General features: G+C 40.7%; 14 protein-coding genes and 1 riboswitch. Of the genes, 6 read left to right on the top strand and 8 right to left on the bottom strand.

Annotated elements, in window-relative coordinates; genetic code table 11:
* Positions 1-374 precede the first annotated feature (374 nt).
* A complete protein-coding gene (locus tag FTV04_RS12830; RefSeq protein ID WP_180063993.1) occupies positions 375-1,730 on the top strand; it encodes an amino acid permease in 1,356 nt (451 codons plus the stop codon).
* Between the two features lie 642 nt (positions 1,731-2,372).
* On the opposite strand, the gene FTV04_RS12820 is transcribed toward FTV04_RS12830, so the two are convergent.
* The 5 genes from FTV04_RS12820 to FTV04_RS12800 all read right to left on the bottom strand — a co-directional run bounded on the left by FTV04_RS12820 (position 2,373) and on the right by FTV04_RS12800 (position 8,343).
* Positions 2,373-4,292: an acyltransferase family protein gene (locus tag FTV04_RS12820; protein ID WP_168378762.1), complete on the bottom strand. Its 1,920-nt coding sequence runs from the start codon at positions 4,290-4,292 to the stop codon at positions 2,373-2,375.
* Positions 4,293-4,488: 196 nt separating this feature from the next.
* The gene (locus tag FTV04_RS12815) at positions 4,489-4,860 is read right to left on the bottom strand and encodes an MmcQ/YjbR family DNA-binding protein (RefSeq protein WP_168378763.1); all 372 of its coding nucleotides are present in this window, start codon (positions 4,858-4,860) and stop codon (positions 4,489-4,491) included.
* Positions 4,861-4,896: 36 nt separating this feature from the next.
* Positions 4,897-5,502, bottom strand: a complete 606-nt coding sequence (locus FTV04_RS12810) for a murein L,D-transpeptidase family protein (protein WP_180089818.1) — start codon at positions 5,500-5,502, stop codon at positions 4,897-4,899.
* A 112-nt stretch (positions 5,503-5,614) separates the two neighbouring features.
* Positions 5,615-7,060 carry a YdiU family protein gene (locus tag FTV04_RS12805; protein ID WP_180089816.1) on the bottom strand — a complete coding sequence of 482 codons (1,446 nt, stop codon included), beginning with the start codon at positions 7,058-7,060 and terminating at the stop codon, positions 5,615-5,617.
* A gap of 122 nt (positions 7,061-7,182) precedes the next feature.
* Positions 7,183-8,343, bottom strand: a complete 1,161-nt coding sequence (locus FTV04_RS12800) for an acyl-CoA desaturase (RefSeq protein ID WP_180055849.1) — start codon at positions 8,341-8,343, stop codon at positions 7,183-7,185.
* A gap of 190 nt (positions 8,344-8,533) precedes the next feature.
* Between FTV04_RS12800 and FTV04_RS12795 the strand changes: the two genes are divergently transcribed.
* Positions 8,534-9,067: an META domain-containing protein gene (locus FTV04_RS12795; protein ID WP_180089814.1), complete on the top strand. Its 534-nt coding sequence runs from the start codon at positions 8,534-8,536 to the stop codon at positions 9,065-9,067.
* A 66-nt stretch (positions 9,068-9,133) separates the two neighbouring features.
* Here FTV04_RS12795 and FTV04_RS12790 read toward each other — a convergent pair whose 3' ends face one another.
* From FTV04_RS12790 to FTV04_RS12780, 3 genes are all read right to left on the bottom strand, one after another.
* Positions 9,134-9,847 carry a glycerophosphodiester phosphodiesterase gene (locus FTV04_RS12790; RefSeq protein ID WP_180005543.1) on the bottom strand — a complete coding sequence of 238 codons (714 nt, stop codon included), beginning with the start codon at positions 9,845-9,847 and terminating at the stop codon, positions 9,134-9,136.
* 185 nt (positions 9,848-10,032) lie between these two features.
* Positions 10,033-10,617: a cob(I)yrinic acid a,c-diamide adenosyltransferase gene (locus FTV04_RS12785; RefSeq protein ID WP_111885379.1), complete on the bottom strand. Its 585-nt coding sequence runs from the start codon at positions 10,615-10,617 to the stop codon at positions 10,033-10,035.
* A gap of 47 nt (positions 10,618-10,664) precedes the next feature.
* Positions 10,665-12,518, bottom strand: a complete 1,854-nt coding sequence (locus tag FTV04_RS12780; protein WP_180074272.1) for a TonB-dependent siderophore receptor — start codon at positions 12,516-12,518, stop codon at positions 10,665-10,667.
* A 236-nt stretch (positions 12,519-12,754) separates the two neighbouring features.
* Positions 12,755-12,911: riboswitch (cobalamin riboswitch) on the top strand.
* A gap of 128 nt (positions 12,912-13,039) precedes the next feature.
* Between FTV04_RS12780 and FTV04_RS12775 the strand changes: the two genes are divergently transcribed.
* From FTV04_RS12775 to FTV04_RS12760, 4 genes are all read left to right on the top strand, one after another.
* Positions 13,040-14,908, top strand: coding sequence for a TonB-dependent receptor domain-containing protein (locus tag FTV04_RS12775; RefSeq protein WP_180089812.1), 1,869 nt, complete (start codon positions 13,040-13,042; stop codon positions 14,906-14,908).
* 161 nt (positions 14,909-15,069) lie between these two features.
* Complete coding sequence (locus FTV04_RS12770) at positions 15,070-15,711, top strand: phosphoribosylanthranilate isomerase (protein ID WP_180089810.1); 642 nt, start codon at positions 15,070-15,072, stop codon at positions 15,709-15,711.
* Complete coding sequence (gene trpB, locus FTV04_RS12765) at positions 15,695-16,921, top strand: tryptophan synthase subunit beta (protein ID WP_180089808.1); 1,227 nt, start codon at positions 15,695-15,697, stop codon at positions 16,919-16,921. The genes FTV04_RS12770 and trpB overlap by 17 nt, the downstream gene beginning before the upstream one ends.
* A 246-nt stretch (positions 16,922-17,167) precedes the next feature.
* Positions 17,168-17,893, top strand: coding sequence for a CPBP family intramembrane glutamic endopeptidase (locus FTV04_RS12760; RefSeq protein ID WP_180089806.1), 726 nt, complete (start codon positions 17,168-17,170; stop codon positions 17,891-17,893).
* The last annotated feature ends 22 nt before the right edge of the window (positions 17,894-17,915 follow it).

Raw genomic sequence — 17,915 nt, 5'->3', positions numbered from 1 at the left:
TACCGCGTATCGCTGTTTTATTTGAATCAAATTGCACTTCTGGTGTTACTGCGTAACATCAGTAAGTTACATATAAGTGATCAATCACTGCGGATTCGCTTTTAAAACAGCGCTCAATTGGGCGCTGTTTTTATGATGTAGGGCATATTGCTGTGTGATGAAGCCTCAAAAATATTCAATAAAAGTATAAATTTGAAAAAAATAGGCAAAAGATTGTCTTGACCTAAGTTATTTAAACCAATCAATAAAACTTTACATTTGATGCTCATCTGATCTGTAAAAATACCTTTAAGTTAAAATTGTTGGATATCAAGATGTAGTTCTTAGCGGATGCACAGGCTACAATCCACTTTTTTATAAGATGAGAACATGTTGTGAGCAGCGAAATGCCTCAACTACAGCGCCGATTAAAGAACCGCCATATTCAGCTGATTGCTATGGGCGGGGCGATTGGTACAGGGCTATTTTTAGGTTCTGCGCATATTATTGAGTCTGCAGGGCCATCGATTATTTTGGGCTATTTGATTGGTGGCTTGATTGCTTTTCTGATTATGCGCCAGTTGGGTGAGATGATTGTACAAGAGCCAGTCACAGGTTCATTCAGTCATTTTGCTTTTAAATATTGGGGCAAGTTTTCGGGCTTTTTAACGGGCTGGAACTACTGGATTCTGTATATTTTAGTGGTGATGACCGAGCTGACCGCGATAGGCAAATATGTCAATTATTGGTGGCCACATGTGCCTGCTTGGGTTTCAGTTCTGGTGTTTTTTATGGTGATTACCCTTGCCAATTTAGCCAATGTCAAACTGTATGCAGAATCTGAATTTTGGCTGTCGATGATTAAGGTTGTGGCGATTGTTGCTATGATTGTTTTTGGTGTATATCTGCTACTTACAGCAGGCGCAGACTCTACGGCTTCGATTAGTAATTTATGGGTACATGGCGGCTTTTTTCCGCATGGCTTTGATGGCCTATTTTATATGCTGGCCTTTATGATGTTTGCTTTTGGTGGCATTGAGCTGATCAGCATGGCGGCGGCTGAAACTGAAAATCCAGATCAAAACATTCCCAAAGCCGTAAATCAAACGGTGATCCGCGTGTTCTTATTTTATATCTGTTCTTTGGCGGTACTGCTGTCGCTAGTGCCGTGGAATCAGTTGAAACTTGGTGGTTTGGATCATAGTCCTTTTGTGATGATTTTTAATCAGATGGGGATTGATTGGGCAGCGCATTTGCTGAATTTTATTATTTTGACGGCATCCGTTTCGGTCTGTAATAGCGGTATGTATGCCAATAGCCGCATGCTGCTCGGTTTGGCAGAACAGGGCAATGCGCCAAAAACGTTTAAACAGGTAAATAAACACGGCACGCCGATTGCCGCGGTTTTATTTTCTGCTTTGCTGATTTTTGGTTGCGTGCTGCTGAATTATTTCTTGCCTGAAAAAGCCTTAAGTTACCTGATTTATATCGTGGTGAGTGCTGCGGTGCTGAATTGGATGTTAATCAGCTTGATTCATTTGAAGTTTAGAAAAGCGATGCAGCAGCAGGGTATACAGACCAAGTTTCCTGCTTTATTTGCACCGTTTACCAACTACTTTGTCTTAGTGTTCATGCTGATGATTTTGTACATCATGTGGAATCAGGGCTTTATGCTATCGGTGTTGATGCAGCCGCTATGGATTTTACTGCTGTATGTGCTGTTTAAAGTGATGCAAGCAAAGAAGGTTTAATACCATGAAGGCTTAGGGAAGAGCCTTTTGAAGTTTTAAATTCTTGGTTTAAAGTTGTTTAACAACGATTTTGAAAGAGTTTTATTAAATTGCTTGAATTAATAATTTGGTTTATTTAAGTAATTAAAATGTAAGTTAAAATATGTGATTTGTGTTGATTTTAGAATCAATAAATTTCATTTATTTTCTTGAATGATAAGTAAAATGAATAATTTATCAATTAACTCTCCTAATTCTCGCTGGGTTAAATCTTAGTTTTACTTTGGTTGCTTTAAGTTTCTTTGGGCTATCAAAGGAGCTTGCTTTAGCAGGAGTTTCAAGTACTTTAGGATTCTTATGTTTTTGGTGTCTGTGGAGTCAAATGACGGGGGGAATCTATCAAGAATTTTTTAAAGTGGATGATCAAGTGGCGAGTAAGTCTTATACCTATTTAACACTCATTGCTACTCATGAATTTCATGATGATCGATTTATTACCTAATGGATGGTAATAAAAATGAAGCATACTACATTAAGTCTATTTATTTATTTGAATTATATTAAAATATTTAATAATGGAAGCAGAAAAGATTTTAAATTTTAGTTTTAAATTCACCTAAATGACTTCAAAAAATTAAAGTCATTTAGGCGTACTTTCACTTTTTATGGATTGAGGGCTTCTTTAAACATTGGAACTAAAAGCTTATTTCCATATTCACTTAAGTGATTACCATCACGATAAATCGGGCGTCCTTTATACTCAGAAATACATTCATTTCCTTTACATAGATGTAATGCAGGGTCTAAGACTTTGGCCTGACATTGCTCTGCACTTTCTTGAATAATTTTGCGAATCTCTCCTGATCTTTTTAAATATGTGTCGTGTGAAATAAATATTTTTTCATTACGCTTGTAGAATACATTCTTAATGATTCTTTGCGGTAAATTGAAACCAACTTCTGGAATGGGTTGCACGATATAAACAGGATTGGTCTTAGAGGTCTGACACAAAACTTCAGTTAGATTCTTTTGAAATGAAATCATTCGATTCTTTTGAGTGATGTTTGGATTATCATCAAAATAAACAATAGGTTTAGAACTCTTAGCATCCATGATATCAGGGTCATTTTCTCCAATTAAATAGCTTGGGTACCTTGCAATGAAAACCATTGGAATATTTTCATATTTTTTGGATGCAATTAAGTTTAAGCGTTTCTGATTAATTTCTGGGCAAGGACTTTTATCTTTGTAAAACTGTAGATTGGGAATAAATGGGCAGGCAGAAGTTGTAAATGAAATGATACCGTCAGCTTTCAAATTAAAAGTGGTTGCCACAGAGGTGGTCATTGCATCAGCATGGCTATCTCCAATAACAATGGCTTTAATTTTAGTTGGGTTTCCTATAATACATTCATGCAACTCTTGTTGGTCACAATCATAAGGATTGGTATTATTGATTTCTTCATTTGCGATTTTAGCTACTTCTGGAAGTCGAGAATCGACACCATCATTAGATTTGATGAAATGGCCGACGCCTAAAAGGAATAAAGCGAGATAAATTGCTTTCACTTTATAAAGCTTTTTCCAAGATGAATAGCGTGGGAAATGAATCTTTTCAATAGCGTGATAACTTAAGACGCCACATAAAATTGACAGAGGGATTCCGTATATCCACCAATTTTCGAGGCCAAGATAGAAACCCAAAACAACCAAGGGCCAATGCCAGACATAAATTGAATATGACCATTTTCCAACGTGGTTAAAAATTGGATTATTAATCAATATATTTTGCTGATGATTACTCACAATAATTAAATAAGCACCAAATACAGGAATAAGGGCCATATAACCCGGCCAAAGTGTTTCACTAGATATAAAGATATACGATGCTAGAATCAGAACGAGTCCTAAGCATTGTGTCATGAGCTGTGATTTTTTGTTTTTTAGTGACCAAGGATAGAGGAATGCTAAACCACCTATGAGCATTTCCCATGCGCGACTTGTTAGTAGAAAATAGGCAGTTTTGCTGTCTTTATAGGTTGCAAAAATACAATAAATAAAGCTGACTAAAAAGAGCAAAAACACCACGCGTTTTAAATTATGAAGGTTTAAATATTTTTTTAAAAACAAAATGATAAGTGGAAAAACAATATAAAATTGCCATTCAACAGACAAAGACCATGTGTGTAATAACCATTTTGTGTGTTCAGCAGTATCAAAATAGCCACTGCCTTTTGAAAAAAGAATATTGGAAATAAAGAAAGAGCTTTTTTCGACTTGTCGTCCTAAATCCTTGTAATCAACTGGTGCTAAATAGAACCAGCCAAATATGACTAAAATGATAGACATTGTGGCTAAAACAGGAATAATTCGGTTTGCACGCGCTGTATAAAATTTAAATAGATTAAATGTGTTTTTTTCTATGCCATTAAAAATAATGGCGGTCATCAAGAAGCCTGAGATGACAAAGAAAACATCGACGCCTGCGAAGCCGCCGGTTAGCCATTGTGGATTAAAGTGAAATAGTACAACGGCCAATACGGCTATGGCCCGTAATCCATTGATATCGTGTCTGAATTGCATAAATAAAATAGCTAATCATTTAATTTTGGATGATTCTAACTTTAATTGGAGAGTGATCGATTAAAATTTCCATTTTTTTAATTTTTTGTTCAAAACAGGCAGACTGTTTTCCAATTTGATTTGAAATGATTTTAGATCAGTGAGGTGCTGTTTTTATTTTGAGTTTTGAATTAGAAAATAATAGTTAAAAATTAAGCTATAGACGTTGGAGGAGCTCAATCCTCTGCCGCTGTCCTTTGTTTAACTTCGATACCACCAATTCATAAGAGTTCAGCACCAAATCTTGCAGAAGTTCTTCTTCTAATTCTTCATCTGTAAAAACAGAAATCCAATGCTGCTTATTCATATGCCAGCCCGCACGAATAAAGGGATAAATATCTCTGAGCATTGAGCCATTGTCTGGCAGCACCTTTAAGTTGATGGCCGCTTTGCCTTCCAAATGAAAACTCAGCATAAAGACCTTCTCCATCACTTTAAACACATCACAGCCTTCACCAAAAGGCTGGCTACAGGTGGTTTCAGGCAGGGCTAAGGCCGACTTAGCAGCTACAGTGTGTAATGCAATCATAGGGGATAACCTAAAAATAAGCCTGAGTTTTAAAGCCTAGGGACGAATATGTATAACGGTATCATTATTCACCAATTGCCAAATTTCATCCATATCAATATTACGCACAGCAATGCAGCCCCAAGTCCAATCTTTTTGTGGGAAATAAGTCATCAGTTGTGGTGCAGCTTTCATTTGTAAACTGGTTGCCGAACCATGAATCATAATGTCACCACCTGCAGAAACACCTAAATCTTTAGCCTTTTGTTTATCGGTCGCATTGGGGTAAGAGATATGCAAAGACTTATAAAATGAACTTCGCGGATTGCGCCAATCAATCATATAGCTGCCTTCAGGCGTTTTGCCATCACCTTCTTGAACTTTATGTCCAAGCGGTTGAAAACCCAGACGCATCGGGTAACGCCGAATGACTTGATCCTGATGTTTTAATTCCAAATAACGCTGAGCCTTATGTACCTGAATATTGTCGATCGGCGTTTCTGTGCGAATTTTTTGAATTTGTAAATCGCTTAATTCAGGTGGAAAGGCCAGTGCATTGGTAGGTGTAGGTAAATATTTTTCAAATTTTTGATAGGCAAAGCAGGCAGCAACAATGCAGACGAGGATAGCGAAACTAAAGATCGTGATATTTTTTCTTGTCATTGTAATGTAGAGAATGAGCTGCCTTCACAGCTCATCCATTTCGGCATTGTGGATAATGTCTAAATTATCCACAATTTTGATCCGAGTGAAATGTGGATTTGTGGATAAATGTTTATGAAGAACAGCTGACCATTACTTCAGGCACATCACTTGGCAAGGGGCCTAAATCTTCAGTTTTTTCTAGGTCAGGCTGTTTAGTAAATGGCTGACTGAGCAATGTAAATAAACGTTCTACCTCTGAAAAATCATTGCGTTCAGCTAGCTCAATCGCCTTTTGCGCCATATGGTTGCGCAAAATATATTGCGGATTAGCTTGTGCCATTTCAGCATCTAAAGCATCGGTGTCCTGATGCGCACGGATGCTTTCATACTGTGCCAAGAAACTTTCAAAGGCGCGGCGGTCAAGGGAGTCATCTTTAATGGCTTCATATTCATGATTTTGCAGACGGATAAAGCTTTGCGTGTAATCTAGCTGTTCAGTTTGCAGAATGCGTAAAAAGGCCATGGCGCAGTCGAAGCTGTCTTTATGAAAACTCGGCAGCCCCATTTTTTGGCTTAAGCCCAATTTATAATGTTCCAAGAAGGTCAGTTCAAAATGCTCTAAGCATTTGGCTAGATCGTCTTTCCACTGTTCTTTGTCATAATCTGAAGGGCAGAGCGGAACGAGATTATTCAGCCATTGCCATAAATTCCAATGCCCGATACTTGGCTGCTGTTGATAGGTATAGCGGCCTTGGTAGTCCGAATGGTTGTTAATCCAATTTGGACGGAAGCGCTCCATAAAGCCATAAGGGCCGAAGTCCAATGTTGAACCGGTAATATTCAGGTTGTCGGTATTCATCACGCCATGCGCAAAGCCAATCAGCTGCCATTTGGCAATCATCACTGCGGTACGCTGAATGACTTGAGTGGCAAAAGCTAAAATAGGTTGTTCGGCATTCAAGCATTCAGGGTAGTGCCACTCAATACATTTTTGCGTGAATTCAGTTAGTAAATCACCCTGATATTGATTGATCCATTCAAAATGTCCCAATCGGATATGACAGTCAGATGTACGCAGCATCATCGCGCCGAGCTCGAGTTTTTCGCGCTGTACACCTTGCTCAGAACTGGTAAAACCCACCGCATTGCTGGATGCAACGCCTAGGTTGTTCAGCGCATGTCCTGCCAAATATTCACGAATGGTCGAGCGCAGCACTGCACGTCCATCGCCCATGCGTGAATAAGGCGTAGAGCCGGCACCTTTAAGGTGCAGGTCAATGGTTTGCCCATGTTTATCGATGATTTGCCCAATCAATAAGCCGCGTCCATCGCCCAATTGGCCGGCCCATTGTCCAAACTGGTGACCTGCATAGACCATGGCCAAAGGTTCAAATTCAGCAAAGGTTTTTTGACCGCTGCAGATTTCAACCCAAGCCTGTTTATCTGTCTCAGACCATTGCAGCTCATCTGCAAGAGCCGCATTAAAATGCCCAGCTTTTGTGCCTTTTAAGGGTACAGGCTGTTGATGGTGGTACAGGCGAGGTGGCAGAGTGTTATAGCGGGCATTGAACTGCATAATGATCTTTAAAAAATTCAAGTTATGTTGGAACTATAGCAAAGACCAGATAGAAAAACTGTAGCTTGAAATCAATAAAGCCTCCACAAGGGAGGCTTTATTGATTTCAAGGTTTAAAAGAATTAAGCGGTTTTCTTTTTCAAATTACGCATCAATTGATTCAATGCTTCACGGTGCTGTGACAAACGCTGTTCAACTTGTAGGAATTCAAGTTTGAGTTTGTCATCCATCTGATGAATTTTTTCAGCAACTGCAGTTTTCTTCGCTTGAATTTCCTGTTCTTTTAATTTTGCCCAGTCATTCAAAGTTTGCGAAAACGCATCATATTCTTGAGAAATACGTTGCTTAGCGGTCGCAATATCATCGGTCATGTTGAGACCATAGATCGCAAGGTCTTGTTCCGCATACTTGAACTTCATAGCCAACTCAGCTTTTTTAATATTAAAGCTAGGAATACGGCGTAAATTTTTGGCAAGGCCTAATTTAGAGCAGCTCCAAATTAACCATTTTGTTGGATCGTATTGCCACCATTTCACACCATTACGGTAGTCGTATTGGAAAATGTGGTGATAGTTATGATAACCCTCACCCCAAGTAGCAATAGCGAGCCAGAAGTTATCACGCGCGGTATTTTCGTCAGTATACGGACGTTTACCCCACATGTGGCACAGTGAGTTAATAAAGAACGTCACATGATGGCTCAAGATTAGACGCATTAAACCGCCCAATAATAGAACGCCCCACATGTCGCCAACAGCCCAACCAATTGGCACTAAAATCGCTGCATGCACAGCAATCACCAGTGGAATGTAGTATTTATCTTGGAACAAAACGACTTTATCTTTTAAAAGATCTGGCGCGTTTTTGTAGTTCGGTTCTGCTGCTGGATAATCACGAAGCATCCACCCGATATGGGCATACCAGAAACCACGATTAATCGAGTATGGATCTTGGTCAATATCGTCTACATGACGGTGATGTGTACGGTGACCTGAAGCCCAGAACAAAATACTGTTCTGAACAGCAAAAGTACCCATGAGCATTAAAATGATTTTTAAAGGCAAGGTTGCTTCATAAGCACGGTGTGCCCATAAGCGGTGATAACCTGCGGTAATACCTAAACTGCTGACACCCAGTAAAACAAACATACTGATCCAAGCAGCGGCACTAAAATCATGATTAATGGCATATAACGGAATTGCAATAACTGCGACAATAGGTAAAAACACCAATGCAAAAATAGCAATCCAGTTCATTGGGGCTTTGGGTAGGGGAGCATTCATCTCCAACAGCACTCCTGAAACCTTGGGAGGTATAGATAGGACTAATCCCATTAATTTTTTAAGGGATTTTAAACGTACAGAATAGTAGCACGGGAAAACCCGTTTTCACCACTGTTATTGTACAGTTGTATTGTTCTAAACAGTAACATAATACGACTGAAGTTATTTGACTTTTTGTGGGGTAAAAAAGATGCTAAAAAAACAGCAAAATCGTCAAAATAATCCGCAATTTTTTGTCAAACACTGTATCTGTGGCGGCTTTCTGATCAGTTGTCTAGGACTCATGGCCTGTCAAAGTTCTCCGACGCAGAAGGTGACTACAAAGTCACAAGGGAAGTCACATGGCAGCAGCGTTGAGCAGCCATTAAAAGTCATTCGAGTAAATGATGGGATACAAGATATTCCATGGACGATTGTGCAAATTGCAGGGCAAAAAGCCAAGTTCTTTCATCATCAACCTTATTTGCAGTTCAGTTCACAATTTCGCCAAATTCAAGGCAATACGGGATGTAATAACATCAGTGGCACTTATGTGATTGATACCTTAAAACACAGCATTGATTTGAATGCGCGAGCAGGCTATTTCAGTTGTGATTCGGCTTTGGCTCAAGAGGCTGAACTTTCAGATGCATTGCAAGCCGCAACACAGTTTCAAATTCAAGCGAAACAGATGACAATGCAAAACAGTCGGGGTCAAACCGTGTTGGTTTTAGAACGAAAATAGGCCAGTTGAAAAAGCCACGTGTTGATCGAAGACTGAATTACATAAAACTAGGGGAATAAAGCAGCATTAAAAATGCTGCATCATTAATTTAGGATAGTCGGTAATTAAGCCGTTAATGCCCCAATCTTTAAGTTGTTTAGCACGATCAACGTCGTTGACAGTCCATACGCTCACATTTAATTTTGCCTGCTGCGTGGCCTGAATAATGTCTGAATTGGCGAGTTGGTTCATCCAACCGATTTGGATACAACCTAATTCAAGTGCTTGTTCAATCGCTTTAAATTTTACGTCCGTTTCAACCAGTAGCCCGCGTTTGAAACCGGATTTTTTTTGTTGCAAAGCAAGATGAATTTTAGGGTCAAAACTGGTGATCACCGCGGAATGTTCGAAACCTTGGAGCTGTTGTTCCAAGGTTTCAGTCAGCGCTTCTGCTTCAGTCTGTGTCTTCACTGCTTTCACTTCGACTTCAATATGATCGAAGTTATGAATAATTTTGAGCGTTTGTTCGAGCAGTGGCGTCGGCTCAACTTTATTCCATTCTGACCATGTCACTGCATGGTTATACGGTTCTAGTTCAGAACTTTCGCATTCATAAAGATACTTATCTTGGCCGGTGGTACGGATGAATTGATCGTCATGCATCACAATTAAGGCGCGATCTTTTAGCTGTCGCACATCAAATTCAACTGAGCGTATGCCTAAATCTTGAATATATTGGAAACCACCTAGGGTATTTTCAGGTGCTTCACCACGAGCGCCACGGTGACCGATTATGCGCATACGAGGCCTACAAAAAAGGATGTTAAGAACATAATGTCCTGTAAGAATGACAGGGAGATGACACTGTTATTTTGATCCGATCATCCTGAAATACAAGAATGATCGGACGAAATGTTTCGATTTATTTCAATGTAAAATAGACTTTTAATTGGTCAAAGGATTTGAGCAATTTTTGAATCCAAAAATTATTGATCAATCGTGTCGTTAATATTTTTCTGCCACAGCACCTCAGAACCACCTTCAGCGCGTTGTAATGTACGCGATGCGACAAATAACCAGTCAGAGAGTCGGTTAAGTAGCTGCAATGACGGTGCTTGAATGTTCTGGTCACGGTTATGTACAGCCATTAAACGACGTTCTGCACGGCGGCAAACTGCACGCGCTTGATGGGCAAAGCTGCACACCAATGTTCCTGATGGCAGGATAAAGTCTTTGAGCATTGGCAGTGCTTCATTCATACGGTCAATGTCATTTTCCAAAAACTCAATTGACACAGGTTGTACCAAGTTGAAGTTTGGAATGCAAACTTCACCGCCAAGGTCGAATAACCAATGCTGAATCAGGCTGAGCGATTTATCCCAAGCCGCTTTGTCTTCAATACTGCTTAGTGCGATGTGCGAACGCAGAATACCAATGCTTGAATTGAGTTCATCGACATCTCCTAAGGCTTCAATACGTAAATCATCTTTGGCTACGCGTGATCCGTCGCCAAGACCTGTCGTACCTGAATCGCCTGTGCGGGTATAAATTTTACTTAAGCGGTGGCCCATTTTAATTGTCCATTTTTTGATTAAAAGTTGAATAAATCAGTGTGAAATTAATATCTAACTGTGATGCCAAAGGAAGCCAAACGGCCGCCATTTAAATAGAATTTGCCGTCGAAATTGCCAGCAGAAGCCGTTTTATATTGAACATCGCCGACATTTTGAATATTGGCAAAGAAGCGCAGTTGCTCGTTGGGTTGGTAATAACTATTGAAATCAATCTGAGCATGTCCAGGGATCACATCCTCATCATAATTACTGCTGTCTGAATGGCTGTTCGCACTCAGTGTTGTTGACAGCCCATAATGTTCATCAGCCCAACCAGCTGACAATGCCAGTTTTTGACGTGGGCGGCGGCTCAAATCCAAACCTGTTTTATCATTTTTTGCTTGATTGTAGCTATAACTGGCCTTTGTAAAAAATGCCTCATTGCTCCAATTCACATAGACTTCTGAACCTTGAATGGTCACTGCATCAATATTGGCAAACTTCCAGTTATTGTTGGGATCAGAATCAATAAGGTTATCAATTTCAGTTCTGTAGATAGACAAACCAGTTTTTAGTTGTGGTGTCATTTGTAGGTCTAGCCCAATTTCATAGGATTGACTTTCTTCGGGTTTTAAGTCAGGGTTTGCATAGTCGCCATAATATAAGTCGTTCATGGTTGGCGCTTTAAATGCTGTACCAATATTGGCATAGCTACTAAACAACGGCGTGAAAAAATAACGCGCAGCAACTTGTCCGACCGTGTGTTGACCATATTTTTCATGGTCTTCACGACGAATACCCGCTTGAGTTTTTAATTTATCAGTTTGATATTGGTGCTGTAGATAATAACCCGTACTGTTTAAGTCTTGATGAAAAGACTCTGCAGTTTTTAGCGTTGATGTTTCTAGCTGCCGATGGGTGATGCCTGCAATGATGTTCTGAGACGGCGTCATTTGCTGTTTTGCGGTCAGTTCATATTCAGTGGATTCATAATGGGTCTGTTCAAAGATTTTGAGCTGTTCCAACTCATCTTTAAAATAAGACACGCGAGCATTCAGGGTCAGCTGATCTGTGGGGTTGAAGTGTGACTTCAGGGTTGCAATTTGATTTTTAAAATCTTGCGACTTTTGCTCATATTGCAGTGAATTCCAGCTGTATTGCTCATATTGAGCATTACCTTGGTTTTCAGAATAATCCAATGAAGTGCCAAAGCGTGTTTCTTCATAGCCAAATTTGGTAGACACGCCTTTTTGATTAAAGCTAGAAGCTCTGGCATTTTCATGTTCATGAATCAATGTGCCGTCGGTTTCTAAACGCTGTCCACGAATTTGCGCATAAAAACCTTGCTTGGCTAGGTCTACCCCGACAGTACTTTTATAGGTTTGATTTCCACCTATTTCAGCGCTGATAAAAGCTGCATTTTTTTCAGGGGTTTTGCTAATGATTTGTACCACACCACCAATGGCATTGGTGCCATAAAGGACAGATGCTGGGCCTTTTAAAACCTCAATCTGCTTAATGTCTGTGGTATCTATAAAATTATTTGGCGCTAAACCGCTGGCATCATTATTTAAACGGACACCGTCACGCAATACCAAAGTGTGGTCTGACTCTGTGCCACGTAAAAAAAATGAAGCTTGTTGTCCATAGCCACCCAGCTGCACCATATTGATAGAAGCATCACTCATTAATAAATGTGGAAATGATGCAATTGGTGATTGATCTATGAGCGACTCATCAATAATGGAAATACGTGCTGGCACATTTTCTAATTTTTCTTGTGAGCGTGTTGCAGTCACCACAATGGTATCCATTGTTGGTTGAGCAATGCGCGATTCATTTGCAAAACAAGATGTAGAAAAAGCCCAAGCGGCAGCAATGCCTGTAGCGAGTGCTGTAGGGCGAGCTAAAGTTGACATGCGATGCTCCATACATTTACCCCACGTAAATGATTGAGTGATAGAACACAGTGAGCAGGTATCGGACTGGCAAATTTACTTTTGCGCACCGTTGCGGGGGCAGTGTTGTGGAAACTTCCCATGCCAACTGTTGTGAATGGCTTAAGTATAGTGAACTCCGATTATTCGAACAATCGAAACTATGGGGTATTTGAAGATAGGTACATATACAGCTTGACTTGCTGTGGAGCAGAAATTAATCTGCCTGCGCTTCAGGTGCTTTCTTAATTGAGAAGTGAAACTGGGAAGTCAGTCCAGCAGTATAGAGCTGTTGTTATCTGACACTGCCCCCGCAACGGTGAATCGTTATTCATAACGTAAGTCCGGAGACCGGCCTGATGCAGACCTATTCATAATGCGGCGGGCGTTATAGCGGGATTGCATGCTTTTGTCTGAAAAATGGCAAGCCTTGTCTTACCCCAAAACCGCCTCGCGTTATCCAACTTTTATTTCGCACGGGCGGTGCGATCGGGGAATACAGCATGCATTCTTTCTCTAAGACTCTTATCGGGTCGCTTTTTGTTTTATCTCCACTTTCTGCGGCCATGGCAGAAGACCAAGTTCATCAACTTCCAGTCATTACCAACACCGTTGCCAATATTGTTGAGCAAGACTCACAAAAAACTTTGGCAGCAGTGACCGTGATTAGCCGTGAAGAAATTGAACGTAAGCAATTTAATTCATTACAAGACTTATTACGTACTGTGCCGGGCGTCACGTATAGCAATACTGGCGGTTTAGGTAAAGTTACCAGTGTTTCAATTCGCGGTACGGGTAATCGCCATGCATTGGTCTTGGTGGATGGTCAAAAGGTAGGTTCAGCAACGCTTGGTGAAACGGCTTTTGAACACTTCCCAATTGATCAGATTGAGCGTGTCGAAGTTCTGCGTGGTCCGCGTTCTAGCTTGTATGGTTCAGAAGCGATTGGCGGTGTAATTCAAATCTTTACCCGTAAAGGCACGCAAAACGGCATAAAACCATTTGCATCTTTTACCTATGGTTCGCATGAAACGTATCAAGGGAATGTTGGTTTAAATATTCGCCAAAATGATACTTGGGCAACACTGAATGTTGCAGGAACAAAAACTCAAGGCATTGATGCGACAAATATTGCGGAGCCTTATGACCTTGATAAAGATGGCTATGAAAACAAGTCAGCATCTTTACGTATGGGGCATAAATTCAATGATCAGTTTGATATTGATGCAAGTGTTTTAGTTGTTGATGGTGAAAATGAATATGATAATAGGGATGACTGGGGTTCTCCTTATATTGATGCAAACAATGTGCATAGTAAAATCGAGCAAAATGTTTACAGTATTGGTGCAACCTACAAGCCATTTGATGTGTGGACTACAGGGTTAAAGTTAGGGCGTTCTGAAGATAAATTAGATAGTCGTGATGCAAATCCATCGGTCATTAACACACAGCGTGATAGCTTATCATGGCTGAATACACTGAACTTTAATAAGCAAAATACCTTGATGCTTGGTTTTGATTACCAGAATGATGAAGTGTCAGGTACGAAAGCTTATGCCGTTAAAGAGCGGGATAACAAAGCTTACTTTGCACAATATCTAGGTTCATTTGGCAGCTTTGATGTGCAAGGTGCAGTTCGTCAGGATGATAACGAACAATTTGGCAACCATACGACTGGTAGTGCGACTTTGGGATATCGCTTTAATGATACTGTACAAAGTTATGTCAGTTATGGCACCGCATTTAAAGCCCCGACATTCAATGATTTGTATTGGCCAGGAAGTGAAAATCCTACATTAGTGCCAGAAGAATCTGAAAACTATGAAATTGGGTTCAAAGGTGTGATCAGCAATGTTCAATGGGAGCTAAACGGTTTCTATAATGAAATTGAAAATATGATCGCATGGGCACCAAATGCAACGGGGAACTATGTTCCAAGCAATATAGATAATGCAAAAATTAAAGGTGCTGAATTATCATTCACTCAGCAATTAAATGATTTTGTTTGGAATGTGAATTATGCATATCAAGAACCTGAAAACGAGACAGCAGGACTTCATGGCAAGCAGTTGTTTTTAAAACCAAAGCAAATCTTTAATGCTTCAGCAGATTATACAATGGATAAGTGGACTGTCGGTGCTTCAGTTCATGCAGAAGATAAGCGTTATACTAATGCTACAAATACTGCTGAATTGGGCTCTTTTGCCACAGTGGATACGCGAGTAACTTATCAAGCCACGCCTGAATTCAGTGTTCAAGCCAAACTTGCCAATATATTTGATAAAGAATATTCGACCAACTACAGCAATAGCACTTTATTTAATCAAGATGGTCGCACTGCTTGGGTAACCTTGCGTTATGCCATGAAATAAGTATCAAGCCTTCTTAAAAAAAAGCCCTGATTGATCAGGGCTTTTTAAATTCTGCTGAATGATGCTGAAAATCCACGCAATACTTGAAAATTGCATTACAATGATTCGCCCTTATATTTATAGATAGGCTATGAATAGGGCGGAGTTAGAGCCACAATAATATGCGAACCCGTGCCAAAATTTGCGGAATCACACGTATTGATGATATCCAGTCCGTTGTTCATGCAGGGGCTGATGCCATTGGATTTGTATTTTTTCCACCAAGTCCGCGCAGTGTAACGGCAGTGCAGGCCGCTGAACTGATTCAGCATGTGCCGCCGTATGTGCAGACAGTGGGTTTATTCGTGAATGCATCGGCTGCAGACATACAGAATATTTTAAAAATTTCACCTGTAGACATCCTGCAATTTCATGGCGATGAAAGCCCTGAACAGTGCCAAACAATTGCGCAGACCGTTGGACGCCGCTGGTACAAAGCCATTCAGGTCAAGCCTGATTTAGATGTGATTAGCAAGATTCAAGCCTTTCAAGAAGCAGGGGCAAGTGCCGTACTATTAGATGCATGGCATCCAGAGCTGAAAGGCGGTACAGGGCATAGCTTTGACTGGGCACAGTTTCCAAAACTCGATATTCCTTTAATTTTGGCGGGCGGTTTAAAGCCTGACAATATTGAAGAAGCGATTCAAACCACAGGTGCTTACGCCGTAGATGTGAGTGGTGGTGTAGAATCGGCAAAAGGTATTAAAGACCAACAACTCATAGAACGCTTTATGCAAGGAGTCCATCGTGGATCAGCAAAATAAGATTGACTATACCCAATTCCCTGACGCACTAGGGCATTTCGGTATTCATGGCGGGCGTTTTGTGTCAGAAACTCTAATGGCAGCACTTGAGGACTTAGAAAAACTCTATTTCCGCATGAAAGATGATGCTCAGTTTTTGGCAGAATTCGACCGTGACTTGGCGTATTACGTCGGTCGTCCTAGTCCTTTGTATTATGCTGAGCGATGGTCGAAAGAGTTGGGTGGTGCGCAAATTTATTTAAAACGTGAAGACCTGAACCATACAGGTTCACATAAAGTGAATAACACCATTGGTCAGGCTTTGCTGGCTAAACTTTCAGGAAAAAAACGTATTATTGCGGAAACAGGCGCAGGTCAGCACGGTGTAGCAACGGCAACGATTGCTGCGCGTTTAGGCCTTGAATGCGTGGTGTTCATGGGTGCAGAAGACGTAAAACGTCAAGCCATGAATGTGTACCGTATGCGTTTGCTTGGCGCGACAGTTGTATCTGTAGAAAGCGGTTCAAAAACATTGAAAGATGCCATGAACGAGGCGATGCGTGACTGGGTCACAAACGTAGATTCAACTTACTACGTGATTGGTACAGTTGCAGGACCGCATCCATATCCGCAATTGGTTCGTGACTTCCAATCGATCATTGGTCGTGAAGCGCGTAAACAAATTCAGGAACAAGCAGGCCGTTTACCGGATGCGCTTGTTGCATGTGTGGGCGGCGGTTCAAATGCAATGGGCTTGTTCTACCCATTCTTAAATGATGAAGATGTGAAAATGTACGGTGTCGAAGCTGCAGGCTACGGCATTGAAACAGGCAAACACTCTGCACCACTCAATGCAGGGCATGTCGGTGTACTTCACGGTAACCGTACTTACCTGATGTCAGATGATCAAGGTCAGATCATTGAAACACATTCAATTTCAGCAGGTTTGGATTACCCTGGTGTAGGACCAGAACACAGTTTCTTGAAAGATATGAACCGTGTTGAATATGTGCCGATCAATGATACTGAAGCGTTGCAAGGCTTCCGTGATTTAACGCATATTGAAGGTATTATCCCTGCGTTAGAAAGCTCACATGCCATGGCTTATGTGACGAAACTTGCGCCGACGATGGACAAAGACCAAATCATTATTGCAACAGTGTCAGGCCGTGGCGATAAAGACTTAATGACTGTTGCCCGCATTGATGGCGTGGAAATGGTTGAGATGTAAAATCTCCCCCAACCCCTCTTTAATAAAGAGGGGAAAAGCCCTCCTTTGTTAAAGGTGAGGATTTCAGAATGTATTCTGAATCCGCAAGGGGAGGATTAAAAAAAATCGCGCAGAAGTAATTCCGCGCGATTTTTTCTTGCTGAAAATTTTATTGAGGCAAATCACTATAAAATAGATGCAGAATAAAAGTGTGAAATAAATCACAATACTGTGGAAATTTTATTGCTTTAGAAAGACTTTATAACAATGACATTTACCCAATTGGTTCGTGCAGAATCCTTTCCAACCCATATTTCTTGGCAATGGCGTGATACTTTTGCGCTGTGTATTCTTCCGCTGATCTTGCTCAACAGTTATGTCTTAGACCAATTTTTTGGTGTTTCAGCTCAGGTCGCTTTGGGTGATTCGATCTTTCGCGGTATTTTATTTATTGCCGTGTGTTGGCTCTATAAAACGATGCTATATACGCACTGGCAAAAGTATAAGCAGGCCTTTTGGCGCTCAAGTCTGTTGGTGGTTGTTGGTGCAGTCGCTTTACAAGTAGTGATTTCTTTTACACGCAGTCTGTTGCCCGTTGGTGAGAACATTGAAAAAGAATCGACCATTGATCCCAATACGATTGCGTTTTTTAGCTTGCTGATCATCAGCCTTGGGCCATTATTTACCGCATTGCTCGAAGATATTATTTTCCGCTATACCTTGCTACAAAAGCTATTTATACAGCCTTGGCTGTGGCGATTGATATTGGTATTACTGAACTCAATTTTATTTGGCTTGATTCATTATCATAATTTTGATGGCGATTTGATTGCGACCATCAGTTTTATGGCGGCAGGCCTATTTCTCAACCTCATCTATTTGTGGACGCGTAACATTTGGCATGTCTTACTCATTCATTTCGTCAACAATGCAGTACTCTCTTTAGGCGGCGTGATTTTATTGAAATTACTTCAGCCCTATGTGGGCAGTTGAAGTCAAAAATATGGGGGGAGAT

Source organism: Acinetobacter sp. YH12219 (assembly GCF_013417875.1).
GTDB lineage: Bacteria > Pseudomonadota > Gammaproteobacteria > Pseudomonadales > Moraxellaceae > Acinetobacter > Acinetobacter amyesii.
Note: the sequence above shows the minus strand (reverse complement) of the source record. Positions and strands in the feature narration are given on the sequence as shown.

What these genes read in the sequence shown, in the direction of transcription:
- FTV04_RS12800 (WP_180055849.1), bottom strand. Translation starts at nt 8,343, where the DNA reads ATGAATGCTCCCCTACCCAAAGCCCCAATGAACTGGATTGCTATTTTT.
- FTV04_RS12770 (WP_180089810.1), top strand. Translation starts at nt 15,070, where the DNA reads ATGCGAACCCGTGCCAAAATTTGCGGAATCACACGTATTGATGATATC.
- FTV04_RS12760 (WP_180089806.1), top strand. Translation starts at nt 17,168, where the DNA reads ATGACATTTACCCAATTGGTTCGTGCAGAATCCTTTCCAACCCATATT.
- FTV04_RS12810 (WP_180089818.1), bottom strand. Translation starts at nt 5,502, where the DNA reads ATGACAAGAAAAAATATCACGATCTTTAGTTTCGCTATCCTCGTCTGC.
- FTV04_RS12785 (WP_111885379.1), bottom strand. Translation starts at nt 10,617, where the DNA reads ATGGGCCACCGCTTAAGTAAAATTTATACCCGCACAGGCGATTCAGGT.
- FTV04_RS12815 (WP_168378763.1), bottom strand. Translation starts at nt 4,860, where the DNA reads ATGATTGCATTACACACTGTAGCTGCTAAGTCGGCCTTAGCCCTGCCT.
- FTV04_RS12805 (WP_180089816.1), bottom strand. Translation starts at nt 7,060, where the DNA reads ATGCAGTTCAATGCCCGCTATAACACTCTGCCACCTCGCCTGTACCAC.
- FTV04_RS12795 (WP_180089814.1), top strand. Translation starts at nt 8,534, where the DNA reads ATGCTAAAAAAACAGCAAAATCGTCAAAATAATCCGCAATTTTTTGTC.
- FTV04_RS12820 (WP_168378762.1), bottom strand. Translation starts at nt 4,292, where the DNA reads ATGCAATTCAGACACGATATCAATGGATTACGGGCCATAGCCGTATTG.
- FTV04_RS12790 (WP_180005543.1), bottom strand. Translation starts at nt 9,847, where the DNA reads ATGCGCATAATCGGTCACCGTGGCGCTCGTGGTGAAGCACCTGAAAAT.
- FTV04_RS12780 (WP_180074272.1), bottom strand. Translation starts at nt 12,518, where the DNA reads ATGTCAACTTTAGCTCGCCCTACAGCACTCGCTACAGGCATTGCTGCC.
- FTV04_RS12775 (WP_180089812.1), top strand. Translation starts at nt 13,040, where the DNA reads ATGCATTCTTTCTCTAAGACTCTTATCGGGTCGCTTTTTGTTTTATCT.